The following is a 16,679-nucleotide window of genomic DNA, read 5'->3' as shown; positions in this document are numbered from 1 at the left end:
TGGCTAAGGACTATCCGAGTCAGGCTGGCGCAAACGCTTTAATTCTTTTCGGGCATAACGATGTTCTACATAATCGTACACATTAGTGCTTAATGCCAATTTGAAATAGTTTGCTGCAATGCCCTGATTTTGCTGACTGCTGTGATACTTGCCTAAATAAAAATAGGCCTCGCACAACCGTTCTGTCAGCTCACGCTGATTGGATACGCCGTCAATGAGTTGTCCAAGTAGATGATCTTCGCCTACGTTGCCAAGATATAGATCGACGAGGCTGAGTGCCCAGTGATTCTGTGAGATATTGCTCCGAATGTCTGCCAAATAAGCCTGCGCGTCCACTTCATTAACAGCCGCCATCGCAAAATAAAGCCAAAGAGCCCGGAAGGGGTCGGAGGGATCATTGTTATAAAATGTGCGTAAATCAGGTATTGCTAAATCTGAGCGATCACCATAGTAAAGCGCTATACCACGATTTAAAAAAGCAAAATCATAATCAGGATTAATATCCAAAGTGGAGTCAAATGCTTCGTAGGCCTGGATATATTCACCCTGCTGGATAAAATGTATTCCCATTGAGTTATATGCCTCAGCCATATCCGGTTTCAACTGTAATGCCTGGCTGTAATCAAACTGAGCCAGGCCACCCAGGCCCACACTATCGTAAAGCATGCCCCGCTGATAAGTCAGCTCCGCTCGCTCTTCGTCAGATAGATCGGCACTGGCAAGAATTTGATTGTATCGGATAATCGCCATCTGCGAGCGTGGGCTCACCGGTACTGGCTCAGCCAATAGTAAATTACCCATCTGTTGCCCGCGCGACTCAGTCACCGGCGTTTGGCTACAGCCGGTCAGCATGGTCAGTAAGAAAGAAAAAAGAATGAGACTTATCAGTTTGTGCATGTTAAAAATGGCATCACTTTAATAATTAGGTAAAACGCGCGCAGGCTTATGCTTACCCGGAGCAGGCCTGTTTTGAAGATAATGGCCGGGCTCTGTTGATAATGACTGGCGCAACCTTCGCCCATTTGTCAAAAAAAGTAAAGTCTAACGGTGTTTTTGCAGGAATAAAATGGACAGTAAAATTATTCAAAACCTGGTGGATAGTGCGCGACAGGCGCAGCAAAACTCCCATTCGCCTTATTCTAATTTCAAAGTTGGTGCCGCCGTACTAGGCGCAAACGGTAAAATCTATGCCGGATGCAATGTGGAAAATGCGGCTTACCCTTTGGGTCAGTGTGCAGAAGCAACGGCCATCGGTAATATGATCACTTCGGGTACTCAGTCGATTAAGGCTGTCGTCATAGCCAGTCCAAACGATGCTGCCTGCTACCCTTGCGGCGGCTGCCGGCAAAAAATTGCTGAGTTCGCATCAGACGATGTACCTGTATATATGAGTACCCGGTCAGGCAGCCTGCAAAAGGTATCTGTGGGCGAGTTATTACCGTTCGCGTTTCGCGATTCATCGCTGGCAGGCTAATAACCTAATGTCGATTACCCGTCAGCCTTGTTTTTTTGCTGACGGGCATTGAGCGCATCTAACTGCTGTTGTGTTGCTGGAAGCTGGTATCGCGCTTTCCAGTCAGCATACGGCATTTTATAAATAGTATTACGGGCTTCTTCATAATCAATATCTACATCCCGTAATGAAGCTTCATGTTTGTACCATTTCGCCAGACAATTACGACAAAAATCCGCCAGAATCATCAAATCGATATTCTGTACATCCTTATTGTCGTCCAGGTGCTCAAGCAGCTTTCTGAATGTCGCGGCTTCGACTTCTGTCTGTGTTTGTTTATCCATAGTTTTCTCCCAAGAAAAAAGGAGGCCACTGGCCTCCTTTTGTACTAACAGCGGTAATTATTCACCTTGTTCATTTTGCTCTTTAGGCGCCGGTTTCTCAAGCAGTTCTTTAATGCTCAGACGAACCCGGTTCTGACGATCAATTTCCATCACTTTAACATCAATCATCTGGCCTTCAGACAAATAATCTGTCACTTTATTCACGCGCTCATGGGCAATTTGTGAAATGTGAACAAGCCCTTCTTTACCTGGCAACACTTCTACAAACGCGCCGAAATCGACGATACGTGTAATTTTACCGTGATAGGTTTTACCAACCTCGATTTCAGCCGTAACCTGCTCGATTTTACTGATCGCTATGTCAGCTTTAGCACGTTCAGTGGCAAAAATCTTGATAGTTCCATCATCTTCGATTTCAATATTTGTGTCAGATTCTTCGGTGATCTGACGAATCATCGCGCCACCTTTACCGATGACATCACGAATCTTGTCCTGATCAACTTTCATCGTATAGATCCGCGGAGCGAATTCACTCAGTTCATCACGGTGACCAGATATCGCTTCGTCCATTACCTTCAGGATATGCAAGCGCGCTTCTTTGGCCTGCTTAAGAGCGATCTGCATGATCTCTTTAGTAATACCTTCTATTTTGATATCCATCTGTAAGGCGGTAATACCTTCAGTGGTGCCGGCAACTTTAAAGTCCATATCACCTAAGTGATCTTCGTCGCCCAGAATATCGGAAAGTACAACAAAATTATCATCGCTTTTAACCAGCCCCATCGCAATACCGGCAACCGACGCTTTGATAGGTACACCTGCATCCATTAAGGCCAGTGACGTACCACATACTGATGCCATAGAAGATGAGCCATTAGACTCAGTGATTTCGGATACAATACGAACAACGTACGGGAAATCTTCTTCACTGGGCATTACCGCCTGGATACCACGTTTCGCCAGGCGACCATGGCCAATTTCCCGCCGCTTTGGTGAGCCCATCATGCCAGTTTCACCGACACAATAAGGAGGGAAGTTGTAATGTAGCATGAACCGGCTATCACGTTTACCCTGAAGCTCATCAATCATCTGCGCATCACGCTCTGTACCAAGGGTTGCTGCAACAATTGCCTGAGTTTCACCCCGAGTGAACAACGCAGAACCGTGAGTACGCGGTAAGACACCCGTCGCCACATCAAGGGCTCGGATCATAGCCGGGTCCCGGCCATCAATACGTGGCTCACCTGCCAGTATACGCGAGCGAACAACGTCGCTTTCAAGATCATGTAACAAGTTCAGAACTTCTTTCTGATCCTGCGCTTCGTCCTGCGCCACTATGTCTGCCAACGCTTTCTCAGTGACAGCATTGACGGCATCTTTGCGAGCCAGTTTGTCAGAGATCTGATACGCCTCTACCATGCCGCTGTGTGCTGCTGATTTGACCTTTTCTTTCAATTCGGTGTTTTCAGCTTTAGGCTGCCAGTCCCAGGCTTCTGTACCTACTTCATCAGCGAATGCTTTAACTGAATCTACCACAGTCTGAAGTTGTTCATGACCGAACATAACAGCGCCAAGCATAACATCTTCAGAAAGCATGTTAGCTTCTGACTCTACCATCAGAACAGCGCCCTGGGTACCCGCTACAACCAGGTCCAGTTCGCTGTCTTCTTGCTCAGAAGCACGTGTATTTAAAATATACTCGCCATTGCTGTAGCCAACACGCGCCGCTCCGATAGGGCCGCTAAACGGTATACCAGAAATTGCCAGTGCTGCTGACGTTCCAATCATGGAAATGACATCAGTAGGAATTTCAGGATTTGCAGACATCACCGTTACCACTACCTGTACTTCATTTTTGAAGCCTTCAGGGAAAAGTGGGCGAATGGGTCGATCTATCAATCGTGCTATAAGGGTTTCACCTTCAGATGGACGCCCCTCACGCTTGAAAAAACCGCCTGGAATCTTACCAGCTGCATAGGCTTTTTCCTGGTAATTTACCGTTAGTGGGAAAAAGCTCTGATCTTCTTTGGCTTCTTTTTTACCAACAACAGTCACCAAAACGGATGTATCATCCATACTGGCCATAACTGCTGCTGTTGCCTGACGAGCGATTACGCCTGTCTCAAGAGTGACAGTATGCTGTCCATACTGAAATGATTTTGTAATAGGAGTCACTATTTGTCCTTTATGTCTCTGTATATATATTTCGCTTTTAAACGCGGCGCTTAGTATAGCTTTGAAATCAGTTCAATACCATCAGCAGATACACCAATCCCAGCTAGCGGTTTGCTTATCGCCACGTCTTTTTTGTAAATCAGGGTTTATAAATATGCCGATACCCTAACAATGGCGTTAGAGAATGCCAAGCAACTTCGAACTTTTCATCCAGCCCGCACGGGCGCAATATTAAAAAAATCATAAAATTTACAATTCTGTTCGTAATTTCATCAATTTGCCATAAAGTGGCGTATGATGGATATAGAGGACTGAAGGAGTCATCTATGCTTATATTGCGTTTAAATAAAGCGGGAATGCCACAGGATTGGATTCATCCGGAACAAGCTGCCCGTCTGTATTGTCAGGATAAAGTATTGTTTGAGCTGGGGCACGATTCACGGCTGTTACGAGGCGGTCATAACCGGCTGGGCATTCAAAGCACATTGCGACTGGCTTCCATTATTGCATGTGATGGCAAAGTAACAGATCTGTCAGGAAAAGTAGCGCTAACTAATCGTTATCTGTTTAGGCGGGATAACGACATTTGTCTTTATTGTGGCCAGCGTTTTTCACCGCGAGTCCTTACCAGAGACCATATTATTCCACGCTCCAGAGGCGGCAAGAACATTTGGACAAACGTTGCCACCGCCTGTCGCCGCTGTAACCATGCTAAGGCTGCTCGCACGCCGGAAGAGGCAGGTATGCCACTTCTGGCAGTGCCATTTCGGCCAAATGTTTACGAACGGTTTTATTTGATGAACCGACGCATACTGGCAGACCAGATGAGCTTTTTAGCCAGCCACTTTTCGCATCAACGTGACTGGCAGGTCCAGGATTAATTGTGGGTTGGTTCTGGGCTTGCTTCTTGTTCAGCCAATGCGCGGTGCCACAGGTACATCCAATCAGCAGAAATTTTTTGCTGCAAATCATGGGCCTCGTCTGTAGGACAAAACAGCGCCACTGATATGACAATATTGCCAAGTTCATTTGTTTCTACACCGATGGTGGGATCGATTTTTATAAACTCCACTTCCATATGCCGCTCTATCAGACTTTTATATCGTTCGGCAACATCCCGGTAAAAATCACAGTGTGCTTTGGCTCGTGCTACAAAGGAGGGTAACAAAGTATATGGGTTTAATTTTGGCTCGCTGGTGATAGTAAAGGCATGTAATTTATAGCGGCGCAAAAAATTCAGATTTTTAACCATCTGCGTAACCAGGTGGCTATTTGGCACATATACATGCTTGCCAGTATAATCATGTGATTCTTCATCCACTTCAAGCAGTGCCGTCTTAGCCCAGTCCATTTCGACAACTTCGCCAACAATTTTATTTAACTGGACCCAATCGCCCACCCGAAAAGGCTTGGCACCAAGGTAATAAATAAAACCTAAAAAGCACTGAATAAATTCACGCATTGCAATCACAATGGCAACCATGAAGGCTGCAATTGAAATCGCCAGACTCTGTATCTCCGAACTCCAAACCAGAATGATGAGAATGAATAGAAAGCCGTTGCTGATTTGTTCCAGAATATTGAGCGTGTGACGACGGTCTTCACCCCGACGCCGGCTGCGTAAACGAATAAGCTTAAGGGCAAGGCGCTGCAAACCCAGAAATAAAACGATAATGATAGCGGATGTGATAATTTTATTATCAGCGGCGAACGCCGTAATTTGTTGCCATAATAGTTCCACGGAATAAGGCAATCTTCGTCTCCTGATAAATGCCGGTTTGCGCATAATGCAAATAAAAAAACACCGGGTTAAATAACCCGGTGTTCATTATGACGAAAGCCTTATTAGGGAACAATCCCAAGGCGTTAATTTCTGATCTGGCCCTCGCCATTAACCAGATATTTTTCTGTAGTCAATGATTCAAGACCCATAGGGCCATAAGCATGTAGCTTGGTCGTTGCAATACCAATCTCTGCGCCCAAACCCAACTGGCTGCCATCAGAAAAACGTGATGAAGCATTGACCATCACTACTGATGCATCAACAGCAAGTTGGAATTTATTCGCTGCTTCTTCATTTTCGGTACAGATGACTTCAGTGTGATTACTTCCAAATACAGCAATGTGATCAATGGCAGCATCAAAGTCGTCAACAACCCGAACGGCTATTTCCAGGCCCAGATACTCTGTGCCATAGTCTTCTTCACCGATAACATCAGCGCCATCAAAATATTCGCTGCCAGCTTGGTTAACATGCACTTTCACTTCGTGCTCAGCTAACGCTGCAGCTGCTTTTGGTAAAAATTCTGCCGCAACATCTTTATGCACAATCAAACCTTCAAGCGCATTGCAAACACCGGTGCGTTGTGTCTTCCCATTAAGCAATAACTGAAGAGCCTGATCCAGGTTAGCGTCTTTATCAACATATAAATGACAAACCCCTTCAAAGTGCTGAATTACCGGCACCTTGGAGTTCTCAGTGACATAGTTAATCAAGCCTTCGCCGCCACGGGGAATGATTACATCAATATAATCACGCTGTTCCATCAATTCTTGCATCAACGCACGATCAGGATTTGGTACAACGGTAATTAAAGCCTTAGGTAAGCCGTGCTTTTCAAGCGCCCCCTGTAAAAGCTCAGCGATAGCCAGACTAGAGTCAAGGGCTTCTTTGCCGCCGCGCAGAATTACTGCGTTACCAGATTTGAAACATAACGCGCCGGCATCTGCTGTAACATTTGGACGAGCTTCGTAAATCATGCAGACCACACCAAGAGGTATTCGCATCTTGCGTATTTTGATACCTGCCGGGCTGGTTCCGAAGTCACGGGTTTGTCCAGCAGGATCCTCCAAGCCGATAATAACCTCAATACCGGCAGCCATATCTTCGATACGATCATCATCCAGGATCAGGCGGTCTATCATCGCCGCGTCAAGATTATTTTCTCGCGCACGGGCGACTTCTTTTTCGTTAACTGCTTTGATTTTATCTTTGTTGGCGCGAATTGCTTCCGCCATATCTTTAAGTACTTCGTTTTTCTTGGCAGTATCAAGAATCGCCAGCTTTTGAGCGGCTTTCTTTGCGTCTTGTGATAATTGCGTAATTAAACTCATTCTTTCTCCAAATTTGCTAGATGCTGATTTGAAATAATCGGACCGGTTTTTTCTTCGAACTCAGAGGCGAATTCTTCACTGTCCTGTTTAGCGATAAAATTAAGCAGACAGCTGCTGTAATTAGATCTTGCTTTTACCAGCTTGGTACCATCATCTTTTCTGACCAGGATGGTATCACCTACCGAAAACTCGCCTTTAACATCAATTATTTCGCTACTTGTTAATTCTTCAGAATTTTCTCCCAACGAACCACCGAAATCACTTTCAACAATGACTTCGCCCTGCGCGTTAGAAGTATGTTTCATCCAGTGGACATTTTCTTTCATGGGCACTTCGTAGGCCTGGAAGTGCGTACCCGGATTCTTACCATCCAATAACATATTGAATGAAAGTTCCGTGAAGCCATTGATAATGAATGTATCAATACCATGGGAGACCGCTTTTTCAGCCGCTTCAATCTTAGTTCTCATACCGCCGGTACCAACACCACCTTTAACGGCACCGCCAGCCATGGCGTAAATACTTTCATCGATATTTTCAACCCACGACAATAATTTGGCATCGTCATTTTCATGGGGATTTTTGTCATAAAGACCATCAATATCAGAACAGATAATCAGGGCATCGGCGTCAGCTGCAGCAGCCACCATTGCCGACAAGTTATCGTTGTCTCCAACTTTTAATTTGTCCGTTGTGACAGTATCGTTTTCATTAACAATAGGCAGAATCTGATTGTCTAATAAAGAAAACAATGTTTCACGAATACTGACATAACGCTCTCTGTCACGCAGATCTGCGTGAGTAAGGAGGATCTGCGCTGACGGGAAGTCAAACAGTTTATCCCAGGTCGAAATCATTTCCGTCTGACCTGCTGCTGCCATCGCTTTTTTTACGGCAATATCTATATCTTCCTGGTCTGGAAACATATGAGAGCCCGCGGCCACCGAACCAGAAGAAACCAGGACAACCTGAATCCCCTCAGCACGACACTTGACAATAAACTGCGCGATGCTCAGCAGATAATGGCTGCTGCAACCCTGTTGATTTGGGGCTATTAGAGCACTACCAACTTTTATAACAATGCGTTTCCAATTTGCACGATTCATAGCTTCTATCACCTTAAGACTGTTGTTCTGCTAGTTCCTGACTGGCTTGCCTATACATTTTCTGTACATTCTCAGCAGGTGTAAGATCAACTGCTGATACCCCCCATAGGGTTACCGTACTGACAATAAACCCGGGAACAATTTCGTAAATTACGCTGCTAAGTGCCTTGCCATCCTCTAGTACCGGCGCATATATCCAGAACAAGACTGTTACAGCACCAGTAATTACACCCCACAGGGCGGCTTTTTCAGTCAGGTTCTTTTTATACAGACAAAACAGAACTAATGGACCAAAAGCAGCACCAAAGCCTGCCCAGGCATTACTTACCAGCGAAAGAATAGTATTCGATGAGTCCATTGCCAGTAGCAGTGCGACTATCGCGACCCCCCCTACGCCAAAGCGGCCGATAGTGACGGTTTTCTTTTCACTCACCTTCTTATTGGAAATAACCCGATAAATATCCTCAGTCAGCGAACTCGCAGACACCAGCAACTGGGACGAGATTGTGCTCATAATAGCAGCAAGAATTGCTGCCATCAGAAATCCACTGATTAGCGGATGAAAAAGGATTTGTGAAAATAGAATAAAAATAGTTTCAGGGTCATCAACCTTAAGACCAAACTGATTTGCGTAGGCCACACCGACAAAACCTGTTGCCAGCGCTCCGATAATGGTAACCAGCATCCAGGACATGCCGATGTTGCGCGCTGTGCTGACTGCTTTGACCGATCGAATAGCCATAAAACGTACGATAATGTGAGGTTGACCAAAATACCCCAGGCCCCATGCCAGACTCGATAAAATACCTACAGTTGTCATTGCTTCCCACGAAGCAACTAAACCGGGCACAGATTCTGTAGCTGCGGCAGTCATCTGGGTGGCGCTATCGAATTCAGAAAATGCCACAATAGGCACGAGAACGAGTGCTATAAACATAATGCAGCCCTGAACAAAGTCAGTCATGCTAACCGCCAGGAACCCGCCCAGGAGGGTGTAAGAGACGACCACGCCCAAAGTTATGATCAAGCCCCAGTGATATTGCACGCTAAAGGCACTTTCAAATAACTTGCCTCCGGCAACCAGTCCGGCAGACGTATAAAGTGTAAAAAACATAACAATAATAGCGGCTGAAACTATTCTGATGGGAGAGTTGGCCCGGCCAAACCGTTTGGCGAAAAACTCCGGAACCGTCAGTGAGTCGTCTGCTACCTCTGTGTAAACCCTGAGTTTTGGTGCGACTAACAAATAGTTGGCGAGAGCACCTGCCAGCAGACCAATTGCGATATACATCGCATCAAAGCCGGTGACAAACATTGCACCAGGTAACCCCATTAGCATCCAGCCGCTCATGTCAGATGCGCCGGCTGATAATGCGGTTACCTGGGGACTCACTGCTCGCCCACCCAGGATATAACCAGATATATCGCTGGTCGATTCGCGATAGGCGAATAACCCTATTCCCAGCATAGCCAGAAAATAAATAGCCAGAGAGATATAACTTTCAATCGGCATACTACGGTATGGACTCCTCTTGTTGATTACACGTCGCGGTGGGGTGCTCGACAATTTGATTGCACGCTAGCACCGGGGAATTCACACCGCCCCTTTAATTTGAGTTCTAACTATATCAGTCAAAAACATTTAATTGCAAATAAAGCGCTTCATAAACGCCTGAAATTACATTGTTCAGACTAAATGATTATAAATCTGTTCATTAACAATCAAAACATCAGTCTTGTAGCGGGCCGCGCGTATTGTTCGTGGCCTGTAAACAGCATTCAATTTTCAAAAAAATTGTTAACAAGCTGTGAACAAGCTGATTTTTCATGCAATAAACTGACAATTTTATTCATTTCAACTGAATTATATTTCAAGTGCTTTGTTTGGTTATAATTTGACCTAATACTTTTTCAGTTTCAGTCACGCTGTGATCACTTAAGCCATACTCGTCCAAGATAGTGCTCATCTTAGAAATAACAGAATCCCGACTATTTTCCTTCTCCACTATCTGATAAATATTTGGATGCAGATAGTATTGACGACACACCGTCGGTGTATTGCCAAGCATTGCAGCGACATGACTGGTTAAGGTAGCAGGCCAACTGCGGCGTGAATTTTCCAGGATTTTAAGGCGCACGTCCGGCAGTGCCAGTAAGGCAAACCGACTAGCTCCCCACGTTCTGAAGTCTTTACAGGAATACGCTTCGCCCAGATTGGCGTGAATAAACTGGTTAACATCATCTGCATCAACATCGTGCCATCGTCCCGCGTTATCTTCATAACGAAACAATGCGTAGCCACGCTCCTGAGCACTTTGCGCCACTAATTCCGCTAATTCGCTATCTTCAACTTCCACATTTCGAGGCTTATTATGCTTACCGACAAAAGATAATGTGACATGGTCATCATCCTGTTGCAGATGTTTTCTGCGCAATGTGGTCAGGCCGTGGGTGTTATTTTGTTGAGTATAATGGCGGTTGCCGATGCGTAGCCCAGTGTGATCTAGTAATAAACAAACTAATGAGAGCGTTTTGTCAGGCCCCCAATCTTCAGAACGAACCTGTTCCCAGCAAAATTTTCTGAATTCTGGAAGCGCTACACCAAATTCTGACAACCTTTCAAATTTTGCCACCTGCTGTTTCTCATGCCAGTTAGCATGATAAATATATTGTTTACGACCCTTTGCATCGTAACCTGTGGCCTGCAAATCCGAAGATGGTTCGCTGGCAATTCGGACATTTTGCCAGTTAGGTGGAATAACAAGCTTATGCAGCCGATGAAGCGTTTTTTTCGCGTGCACTTTGCGCCCGCTGGCATAAAAGTATTCAAATCCTTTTCCGCGCTTTTTTCTCTGAATACTTAAATCAGATTGTGACATATAAACCAGATTCCAGTGCAAGATACATATGTATCGTGATGCGATTGAGAAAAGCGTTATGCGTGCGAGTTAATAATGTTTATTAATCACGAGTATCGCTTTAACTGACTGCCGTTTTACAATTTCAGTCGCCACTTATTCTTCTATAACAACCTTAATTGCCGGAGTTACCGAGACTGACATATAAAAATTAAAAGCAAGAGGTTTGCCATAGGCTTTCCCCTTTCCCGAAGGCAAGTTTTTTCGGGCCTGAGCGGTAAATAGCGAAATTGCGGTTGAGTAAGACGCTGATTGGTAACCGGAAAATTTTTCAATTTTCAGGCAAATTGTACTTGCAACAATCATGTGAACCGCAGCTAGAAGGCGCTAATAAATTGTTTGTTTAATAAAAACAGGCGGTTGTAGCTTCGTACAATTCTTGCTTGTTGTTTCACAGATAAACAGAATGGTGATCCAGATACTGACGACCGTTTCGCCCTGTAAATTTCAATTAGCCGATACCCAGATGAAATGGTGATGAAATGACTCAAAGAAATAATCTTGATGAAATGCGCGCTGCAATTCTAAGTACAGAACACACCCAGGTGGCCGCTGTTTTTGATACAGAGGCATCCGCAAGAGCATCCGTCGATGAAGTAGAGGACGCTACTGATGTAACTGAAAGTCAGGTAACCTTTGTCAGCCCAATGGACGATACGTTTAGCCAAAAACTTGAAGCAGACAGCAAAAAACTGGGTAAGCATATGTGGTATGCCCATCTTATCCTTGGTGCTGCAGGGTTGCTCGTTGGTTTAATCGCTGGCTGGTTATTAGTCAGTTTCGGTCCGGCGTTGACGCAAAGCAATCCTCTTTTTACCTATATCGCTATGATCAGCCCGGGGATTTTTGTTGGTCTGTTTGTGGCCGGTCTCATAAGCTTACGTCCTGACAGAAGCGAGATTATTGATACGGTACGCCATGCCATAAGACGTAAACATTATGCCGTCATTATAAATATGAAGAAAAACCAGTCGGTAAAAAATGTTGCGGAAATTCTGTCGAAGACGAGCCACAAGGTGGTTGAAGCTGCATCATAAAAAAAGCGCCGCGTGCGGCGCTTTCTTTGTTACCAGTCTATTTCTTTTTTATCTCTGAAAAACTTCCCTGACGGCCCATCCTCTTCAAGCTGACCTAACCATATTGCTGTCTCGGCCCCTTTCTCAGGAGAGCGAGGAGCATCTCGTCCACCCATTCTGGTATGTACCCAGCCTGGGCACATAGCATTAACCTTCACGTTATTATGTTCTTTAACTTCATTAGCCAGTTTGAGTGTCATAGCATTAAGGGCAGCTTTACTGACTGCGTATGCCATCGGTCCTTCCATTCCCTCTGCAAACGACCCATAACCGGAAGATACATTCACTATGCGGCCGTAACCGCGCTCAATCATTCCCGGTAACAATTGTTGACTCAATGCTAAAGGCCCATTCAAGTGTATCTGCATAGATCGCTTTAATTTGGCCATGTCTAATTCATCCCAGCTGGCGTCATCCATCACACCGGCATTGTTTACCAATACGTCAATTCGTCCATATACCGCTGCTGCACGCGTAATATTATCTATCACTGCCTGTTCACTGGAAAGGTCGATTTCTATTACCTGGATATCTGCGCCAACGATATCTTGCTTGACCTTTTCTCCGGCTTCCTCGTCCCGACAGCCCATTAGAACTTTGCAGCCCGCCTGCGCATAGCCCCGAACAATTTCTAGTCCGATGCCTCGGTTGCCACCGGTGACAAATACGATAGGTGTCATGCTCTCTCCTATTGTTTACTTAATATCAATGAGGCTCTTTAAAGAACCGGTTTGCACAGCTGGTCAGATACATGCACGCAGGAAATACGATGGCCCACACCATTGCGAGTATACCCAAGGTATATAGCAGCGTGTGTGGAAAAATTACCGCACCAAATCGCGCACCGGCCCAATAACTCAGCGGACCGGAAATACTGCCTAAAAATGCACAAATCCACCACCTGCCCTGTAAATAATTCAGGCTGTACGGCAAGGTCAGCGCAAATGCTCCCCACAAAGCGGTCAGCCATAAAGGGATCGGAATAAAATAAATGGCCGAATTGAAAGCAAAAATGTTGAAAATCGTCAGCAGACTGTCAACCACCGAACCAAAAACCATCGCGGTTATCATTAAGGCTATATCGCGTCTGCGTGCAGGAGACAGTATAAAAAATGCGACAAACAGAAGCCCTATCAGCCAAATAAATGCATACTGAGTAAAAATAACCAGAACCCATATGGTCTGAAACCATATAAAATTAACAACTTTATTTAACGTATTGGAATTCATGGCAAAATTTCTGCATTAGCCTTAGTTCGTTGTTATTCATTACGCAATCAGCGTAACCATCATTGATGTTCATTACGGTAAGAACGGGCGACGGTTCAATGTCTGACATCTACAATATTAATCTGCAAAAGGAGAGAGAACGTTGAAAATGGTAAAGTATTACGTGTTAGGTGCTGTAATTGCGACGTTGCTGGCTATTTTCATTCCTTCACTTATCGCTGCAATACTTTTCGGGTGGATTGCTTTTTCACTGGGCATCGTTAGCTTCGCCTATATTTTTAACTTTCCTTCCCTATTCAGGAAACGGGAAGATGGCTCGATCCCTTTTTATATACGTTGGGCATTTATTCCTTTCTTAATAGGCGCTGGCGCTTATAATCACTTTGCCCGCAAATACGATAAAGTCCCTCCCATACAGCAAATCGACGACAATCTTTTTCTGGCCTGCCGACTGTTCAGTAAAGATATTGAACAAATGAAAGAAAATGGTCTAACAGCGATTTTAGATGTCACCGCAGAATTCGACGGTTTGGACTGGACAGCATATCAACTTGACCTCGCGTACCTGAACATTCCCGTGCTGGACCATACCAGTCCTACCGAGGACCAGCTCAATACAGCAATAAACTGGATCGACCAACAGATTGATAGTGGTAGAAAGGTTGTCGTCCACTGTGCCCTTGGCCGCGGGCGCTCTGTACTGACCATGGCTGCATATTTATTGGCAAAAGATTCAACGTTATCGGTCATTGATGCGCTTAACAAAATTCAGTCAGTGCGCAGTACTGCACGATTGAACAAAGGTCAGATGCGCGCTTTAAAGAAAATAAAACAGGGTGGACGATTACAATTGAACAGGTCGCTGGTGCTGATTGCAAACCCTGTCGCCGGCGGCGGCAAATGGCAAATTGAAAAAAATGATGTTTTGGCCCGGCTGAATCCATATTTTCGCGTCAAGGTTCTAGAAACAAGTAAAGAGCGCAACGGCTCTGTGATGGCAGAAAAAGCTATAAGTCAGGGTGCCAATATTGTTGTCGCCTGTGGTGGAGATGGCACTATTGCAGAAGTCGCTCATGCATGTATAGACCGTGATGTTACATTAGGCGTTATTCCGCTAGGGACCGCTAATGCGCTTAGCCAGGTTATTCACGGGTATTACTCGAAACTTGTTCCAATCAGTCACGCTTGTGATGTCATCGTGGAAGGTAAAACAATGCGTATGGACACCGCTCAGTGCAATGACCGGCTTATGCTTCTTGTGGCCGCTGCAGGTTTTGAGGAACAAATGATTTCTGCCGCTGATCGCGAGCAAAAAGATGCTGGCGGGCAGATGGCGTATTTGCGTGGTTTGTGGGAAGCCATTTCGCAAAATGAGGTTCAGGAGCTCAAAGTGACATTTGATGACGAAGAACCTGTAACAATTACAACCCCGAGTTTTGTTGTCGCAAATGCGGCTCCAACGACCACAGCCCTCGCTCAGGGAGGTGATGAACCTGATATGACCGACGGTAAATTAGACATTACCTGGCTACAACCACAGGAGCAGGCTGATCAACAGTTTCTTTCACTGGCTGAATTGGTCTTCAGCAGCCAGGATACCAAAAAACAATCAGACCGACTTGAACACCGGCAGGTGGAAAAGGTAACCATTGAGTTTAGCGAGCCTGCTGATTACGCCCTTGATGGGGAAATATTAAAGGACCGAAAAATTACTATTAATATAAAACCTTCAAGTTTGAATATATTTGGTTATCAGCCGGACGAGTAACAGCATTACTTACAATAAATCATGATTATTATCATATCACTATGATCAATGTGAGCATTCGTCAGGTAACAAAGTTCAACAGTTCCAAACTAAAGATAAACTATGAGCTACCAATCTAATTTTGATAATTTTAACGAATGGATAACCGGTCTTTTTCCTGATCAAAAAGAATATCTGCAAGCAACCCGGGAGCTTGCCCGGGACGTGATTGATATTTTCAATGCTCACGAGCCATACAAAAAAAATGATGTGCTTAGACGCCTGAGCATGCCAGAGCGAATTATCCATTTCTCTGTGCCCTGGCTTAATGATCAAGGTAACGTTGAGATTAATCAGGGCTGGCGTATTCAACATAATGGGATGATCGGCCCTTATAAAGGCGGCTTACGATTTCACCCTACAGTGAATGAATCTATTTTGAAATTCCTGGCATTTGAACAGTGTTTTAAAAACGCATTAACCGGGCTGCCCATCGGAGGCGCGAAAGGCGGTGCTGATTTCAACCCAAAAGGTCGCTCCGATCAGGAAATCATGCGCTTTTGTCAGGCGTTTATGACCGAACTTCAACGCCATATCGGGCCTTATACAGATGTCCCGGCTGGTGATATCAATGTAGGTAGCCGCGAAATAGGCTATTTGTATGGACAGTACAGAAGAATTAATAACCGGTTTGGTGGTGCCATAACAGGCAAAGATATCAGCTTTGGCGGTAGCCACGTACGTACGGAGGCAACCGGATTCGGACTAATTTACATGTTACAGGCTGTTCTTAAAGAACATCATGAAAATATTGCAGACATGCGCATCGGCATTTCTGGTGCTGGTAATGTAGCGCTGCATGCTGCCTTAAAAGCTATTGAGCATGGCGCTTGTGTGATTTCGTTGTCCAATAGTCGAGGCTGTCTGATAGTTGATAAAGGATTAACTACAGCTGATATAAACTGGGCAATTGATAACAAAGCGCACAAAGATAATATTCTTACTGCATTGGCTGAACGGGTACAAGGTCAATGGCACGATGGAAAGACCCCCTGGCAGGAAAAAATGGACATCGCCCTGCCCTGCGCTACGCAGAATGAGCTTGATGGCGAAGCGGCAAAAACATTGTTACAGAACAAGGTTAAATATGTGCTTGAAGGCGCTAATATGCCATGTACTGATAAAGCCAGACAAGAATTCGACAGAAGCGAAATACCTTTTGTTCCGGGTAAAGCGTCTAACGCGGGTGGCGTAGCCATATCTGGTCTGGAAATGTCGCAAAACGCCAGCTTCCGTCGCGGGTCTTATACCAGCATAGATGAAACATTAGAGGATATTATGCACAACATTCACCAGCAGTGCGTTGATGAAGGGCGTGAAAATAATCGTATTAACTATGCCCGCGGCGCCAATATCGCCGGCTTCAGAAGATTAGCCGATGCCATGGTATTACAAGGTATCTAAACGAATTTGCACAGCATCGTGTAATAACTACGAGTTTACCCGTATGCAAGTC

Annotated in this window: 16 protein-coding genes; 5 read left to right on the top strand and 11 right to left on the bottom strand. The window is 45.1% G+C overall.

Going from position 1 to position 16,679, the window contains the following annotated elements; genetic code table 11:
* Positions 1-3 precede the first annotated feature (3 nt).
* Positions 4-897: a lipoprotein NlpI gene (gene nlpI, locus F458_RS0101685; RefSeq protein ID WP_018981639.1), complete on the bottom strand. Its 894-nt coding sequence runs from the start codon at positions 895-897 to the stop codon at positions 4-6.
* A gap of 169 nt (positions 898-1,066) precedes the next feature.
* Here nlpI and cdd point away from each other — a divergent pair, with 169 nt between their 5' ends.
* Positions 1,067-1,474: a cytidine deaminase gene (gene cdd, locus F458_RS0101680; protein WP_018981638.1), complete on the top strand. Its 408-nt coding sequence runs from the start codon at positions 1,067-1,069 to the stop codon at positions 1,472-1,474.
* 14 nt (positions 1,475-1,488) lie between these two features.
* Here cdd and F458_RS0101675 read toward each other — a convergent pair whose 3' ends face one another.
* Together F458_RS0101675 and pnp are read right to left on the bottom strand one after the other, a co-directional pair.
* Entirely contained in the window at positions 1,489-1,797 is a 309-nt protein-coding gene (locus F458_RS0101675; RefSeq protein ID WP_018981637.1) for a DUF1244 domain-containing protein, read from the bottom strand.
* A 57-nt stretch (positions 1,798-1,854) separates the two neighbouring features.
* Positions 1,855-3,972 (bottom strand): polyribonucleotide nucleotidyltransferase, encoded by a 2,118-nt coding sequence (gene pnp, locus F458_RS0101670; protein ID WP_018981636.1) that lies wholly within the window; start codon positions 3,970-3,972, stop codon positions 1,855-1,857.
* A 326-nt stretch (positions 3,973-4,298) separates the two neighbouring features.
* Here pnp and F458_RS0101665 point away from each other — a divergent pair, with 326 nt between their 5' ends.
* Positions 4,299-4,853, top strand: a complete 555-nt coding sequence (locus tag F458_RS0101665; RefSeq protein WP_018981635.1) for an HNH endonuclease — start codon at positions 4,299-4,301, stop codon at positions 4,851-4,853.
* Here F458_RS0101665 and F458_RS0101660 read toward each other — a convergent pair.
* The 6 genes from F458_RS0101660 to F458_RS0101635 all read right to left on the bottom strand — a co-directional run bounded on the left by F458_RS0101660 (position 4,850) and on the right by F458_RS0101635 (position 11,416).
* Positions 4,850-5,725, bottom strand: coding sequence for a mechanosensitive ion channel family protein (locus F458_RS0101660; protein ID WP_018981634.1), 876 nt, complete (start codon positions 5,723-5,725; stop codon positions 4,850-4,852). The two genes, F458_RS0101665 and F458_RS0101660, sit on opposite strands and share 4 nt — an antisense overlap.
* Before the next feature lie 113 nt (positions 5,726-5,838).
* Positions 5,839-7,086, bottom strand: a complete 1,248-nt coding sequence (locus F458_RS0101655; protein WP_018981633.1) for a glutamate-5-semialdehyde dehydrogenase — start codon at positions 7,084-7,086, stop codon at positions 5,839-5,841.
* The gene (proB, locus tag F458_RS0101650; RefSeq protein WP_018981632.1) at positions 7,083-8,192 is read right to left on the bottom strand and encodes a glutamate 5-kinase; all 1,110 of its coding nucleotides are present in this window, start codon (positions 8,190-8,192) and stop codon (positions 7,083-7,085) included. The genes F458_RS0101655 and proB overlap by 4 nt, the downstream gene beginning before the upstream one ends.
* A gap of 13 nt (positions 8,193-8,205) precedes the next feature.
* A complete protein-coding gene (gene putP / locus F458_RS0101645; protein ID WP_018981631.1) occupies positions 8,206-9,705 on the bottom strand; it encodes a sodium/proline symporter PutP in 1,500 nt (499 codons plus the stop codon).
* A gap of 358 nt (positions 9,706-10,063) precedes the next feature.
* On the bottom strand, positions 10,064-11,071 hold the full coding sequence (locus tag F458_RS0101640) for a DNA topoisomerase IB (RefSeq protein ID WP_018981630.1): 1,008 nt from the start codon (positions 11,069-11,071) through the stop codon (positions 10,064-10,066).
* 135 nt (positions 11,072-11,206) lie between these two features.
* A complete protein-coding gene (locus tag F458_RS0101635) occupies positions 11,207-11,416 on the bottom strand; it encodes a hypothetical protein (protein WP_018981629.1) in 210 nt (69 codons plus the stop codon).
* Between the two features lie 176 nt (positions 11,417-11,592).
* Here F458_RS0101635 and F458_RS0101630 point away from each other — a divergent pair, with 176 nt between their 5' ends.
* Positions 11,593-12,147 (top strand): hypothetical protein, encoded by a 555-nt coding sequence (locus F458_RS0101630; RefSeq protein ID WP_018981628.1) that lies wholly within the window; start codon positions 11,593-11,595, stop codon positions 12,145-12,147.
* Between the two features lie 29 nt (positions 12,148-12,176).
* Here the strand turns inward: F458_RS0101630 and F458_RS0101625 are convergent, their stop codons facing one another.
* Positions 12,177-12,866, bottom strand: a complete 690-nt coding sequence (locus F458_RS0101625; protein ID WP_018981627.1) for an SDR family NAD(P)-dependent oxidoreductase — start codon at positions 12,864-12,866, stop codon at positions 12,177-12,179.
* 25 nt (positions 12,867-12,891) lie between these two features.
* Positions 12,892-13,416 (bottom strand): DUF2878 domain-containing protein, encoded by a 525-nt coding sequence (locus F458_RS0101620; protein ID WP_018981626.1) that lies wholly within the window; start codon positions 13,414-13,416, stop codon positions 12,892-12,894.
* Positions 13,417-13,564: 148 nt separating this feature from the next.
* On the opposite strand from F458_RS0101620, the gene F458_RS0101615 reads away from it, so the two are divergent.
* On the top strand, positions 13,565-15,184 hold the full coding sequence (locus F458_RS0101615; protein ID WP_018981625.1) for a diacylglycerol kinase family protein: 1,620 nt from the start codon (positions 13,565-13,567) through the stop codon (positions 15,182-15,184).
* Positions 15,185-15,286: 102 nt separating this feature from the next.
* Entirely contained in the window at positions 15,287-16,627 is a 1,341-nt protein-coding gene (gene gdhA, locus F458_RS0101610; RefSeq protein ID WP_018981624.1) for an NADP-specific glutamate dehydrogenase, read from the top strand.
* Positions 16,628-16,679 lie beyond the last annotated feature (52 nt).

This window comes from Salinimonas chungwhensis DSM 16280, assembly GCF_000378185.1.
In the GTDB taxonomy this organism is placed as follows: domain Bacteria; phylum Pseudomonadota; class Gammaproteobacteria; order Enterobacterales; family Alteromonadaceae; genus Alteromonas; species Alteromonas chungwhensis.
This window is presented reverse-complemented; position numbering and strand designations above follow the sequence as displayed.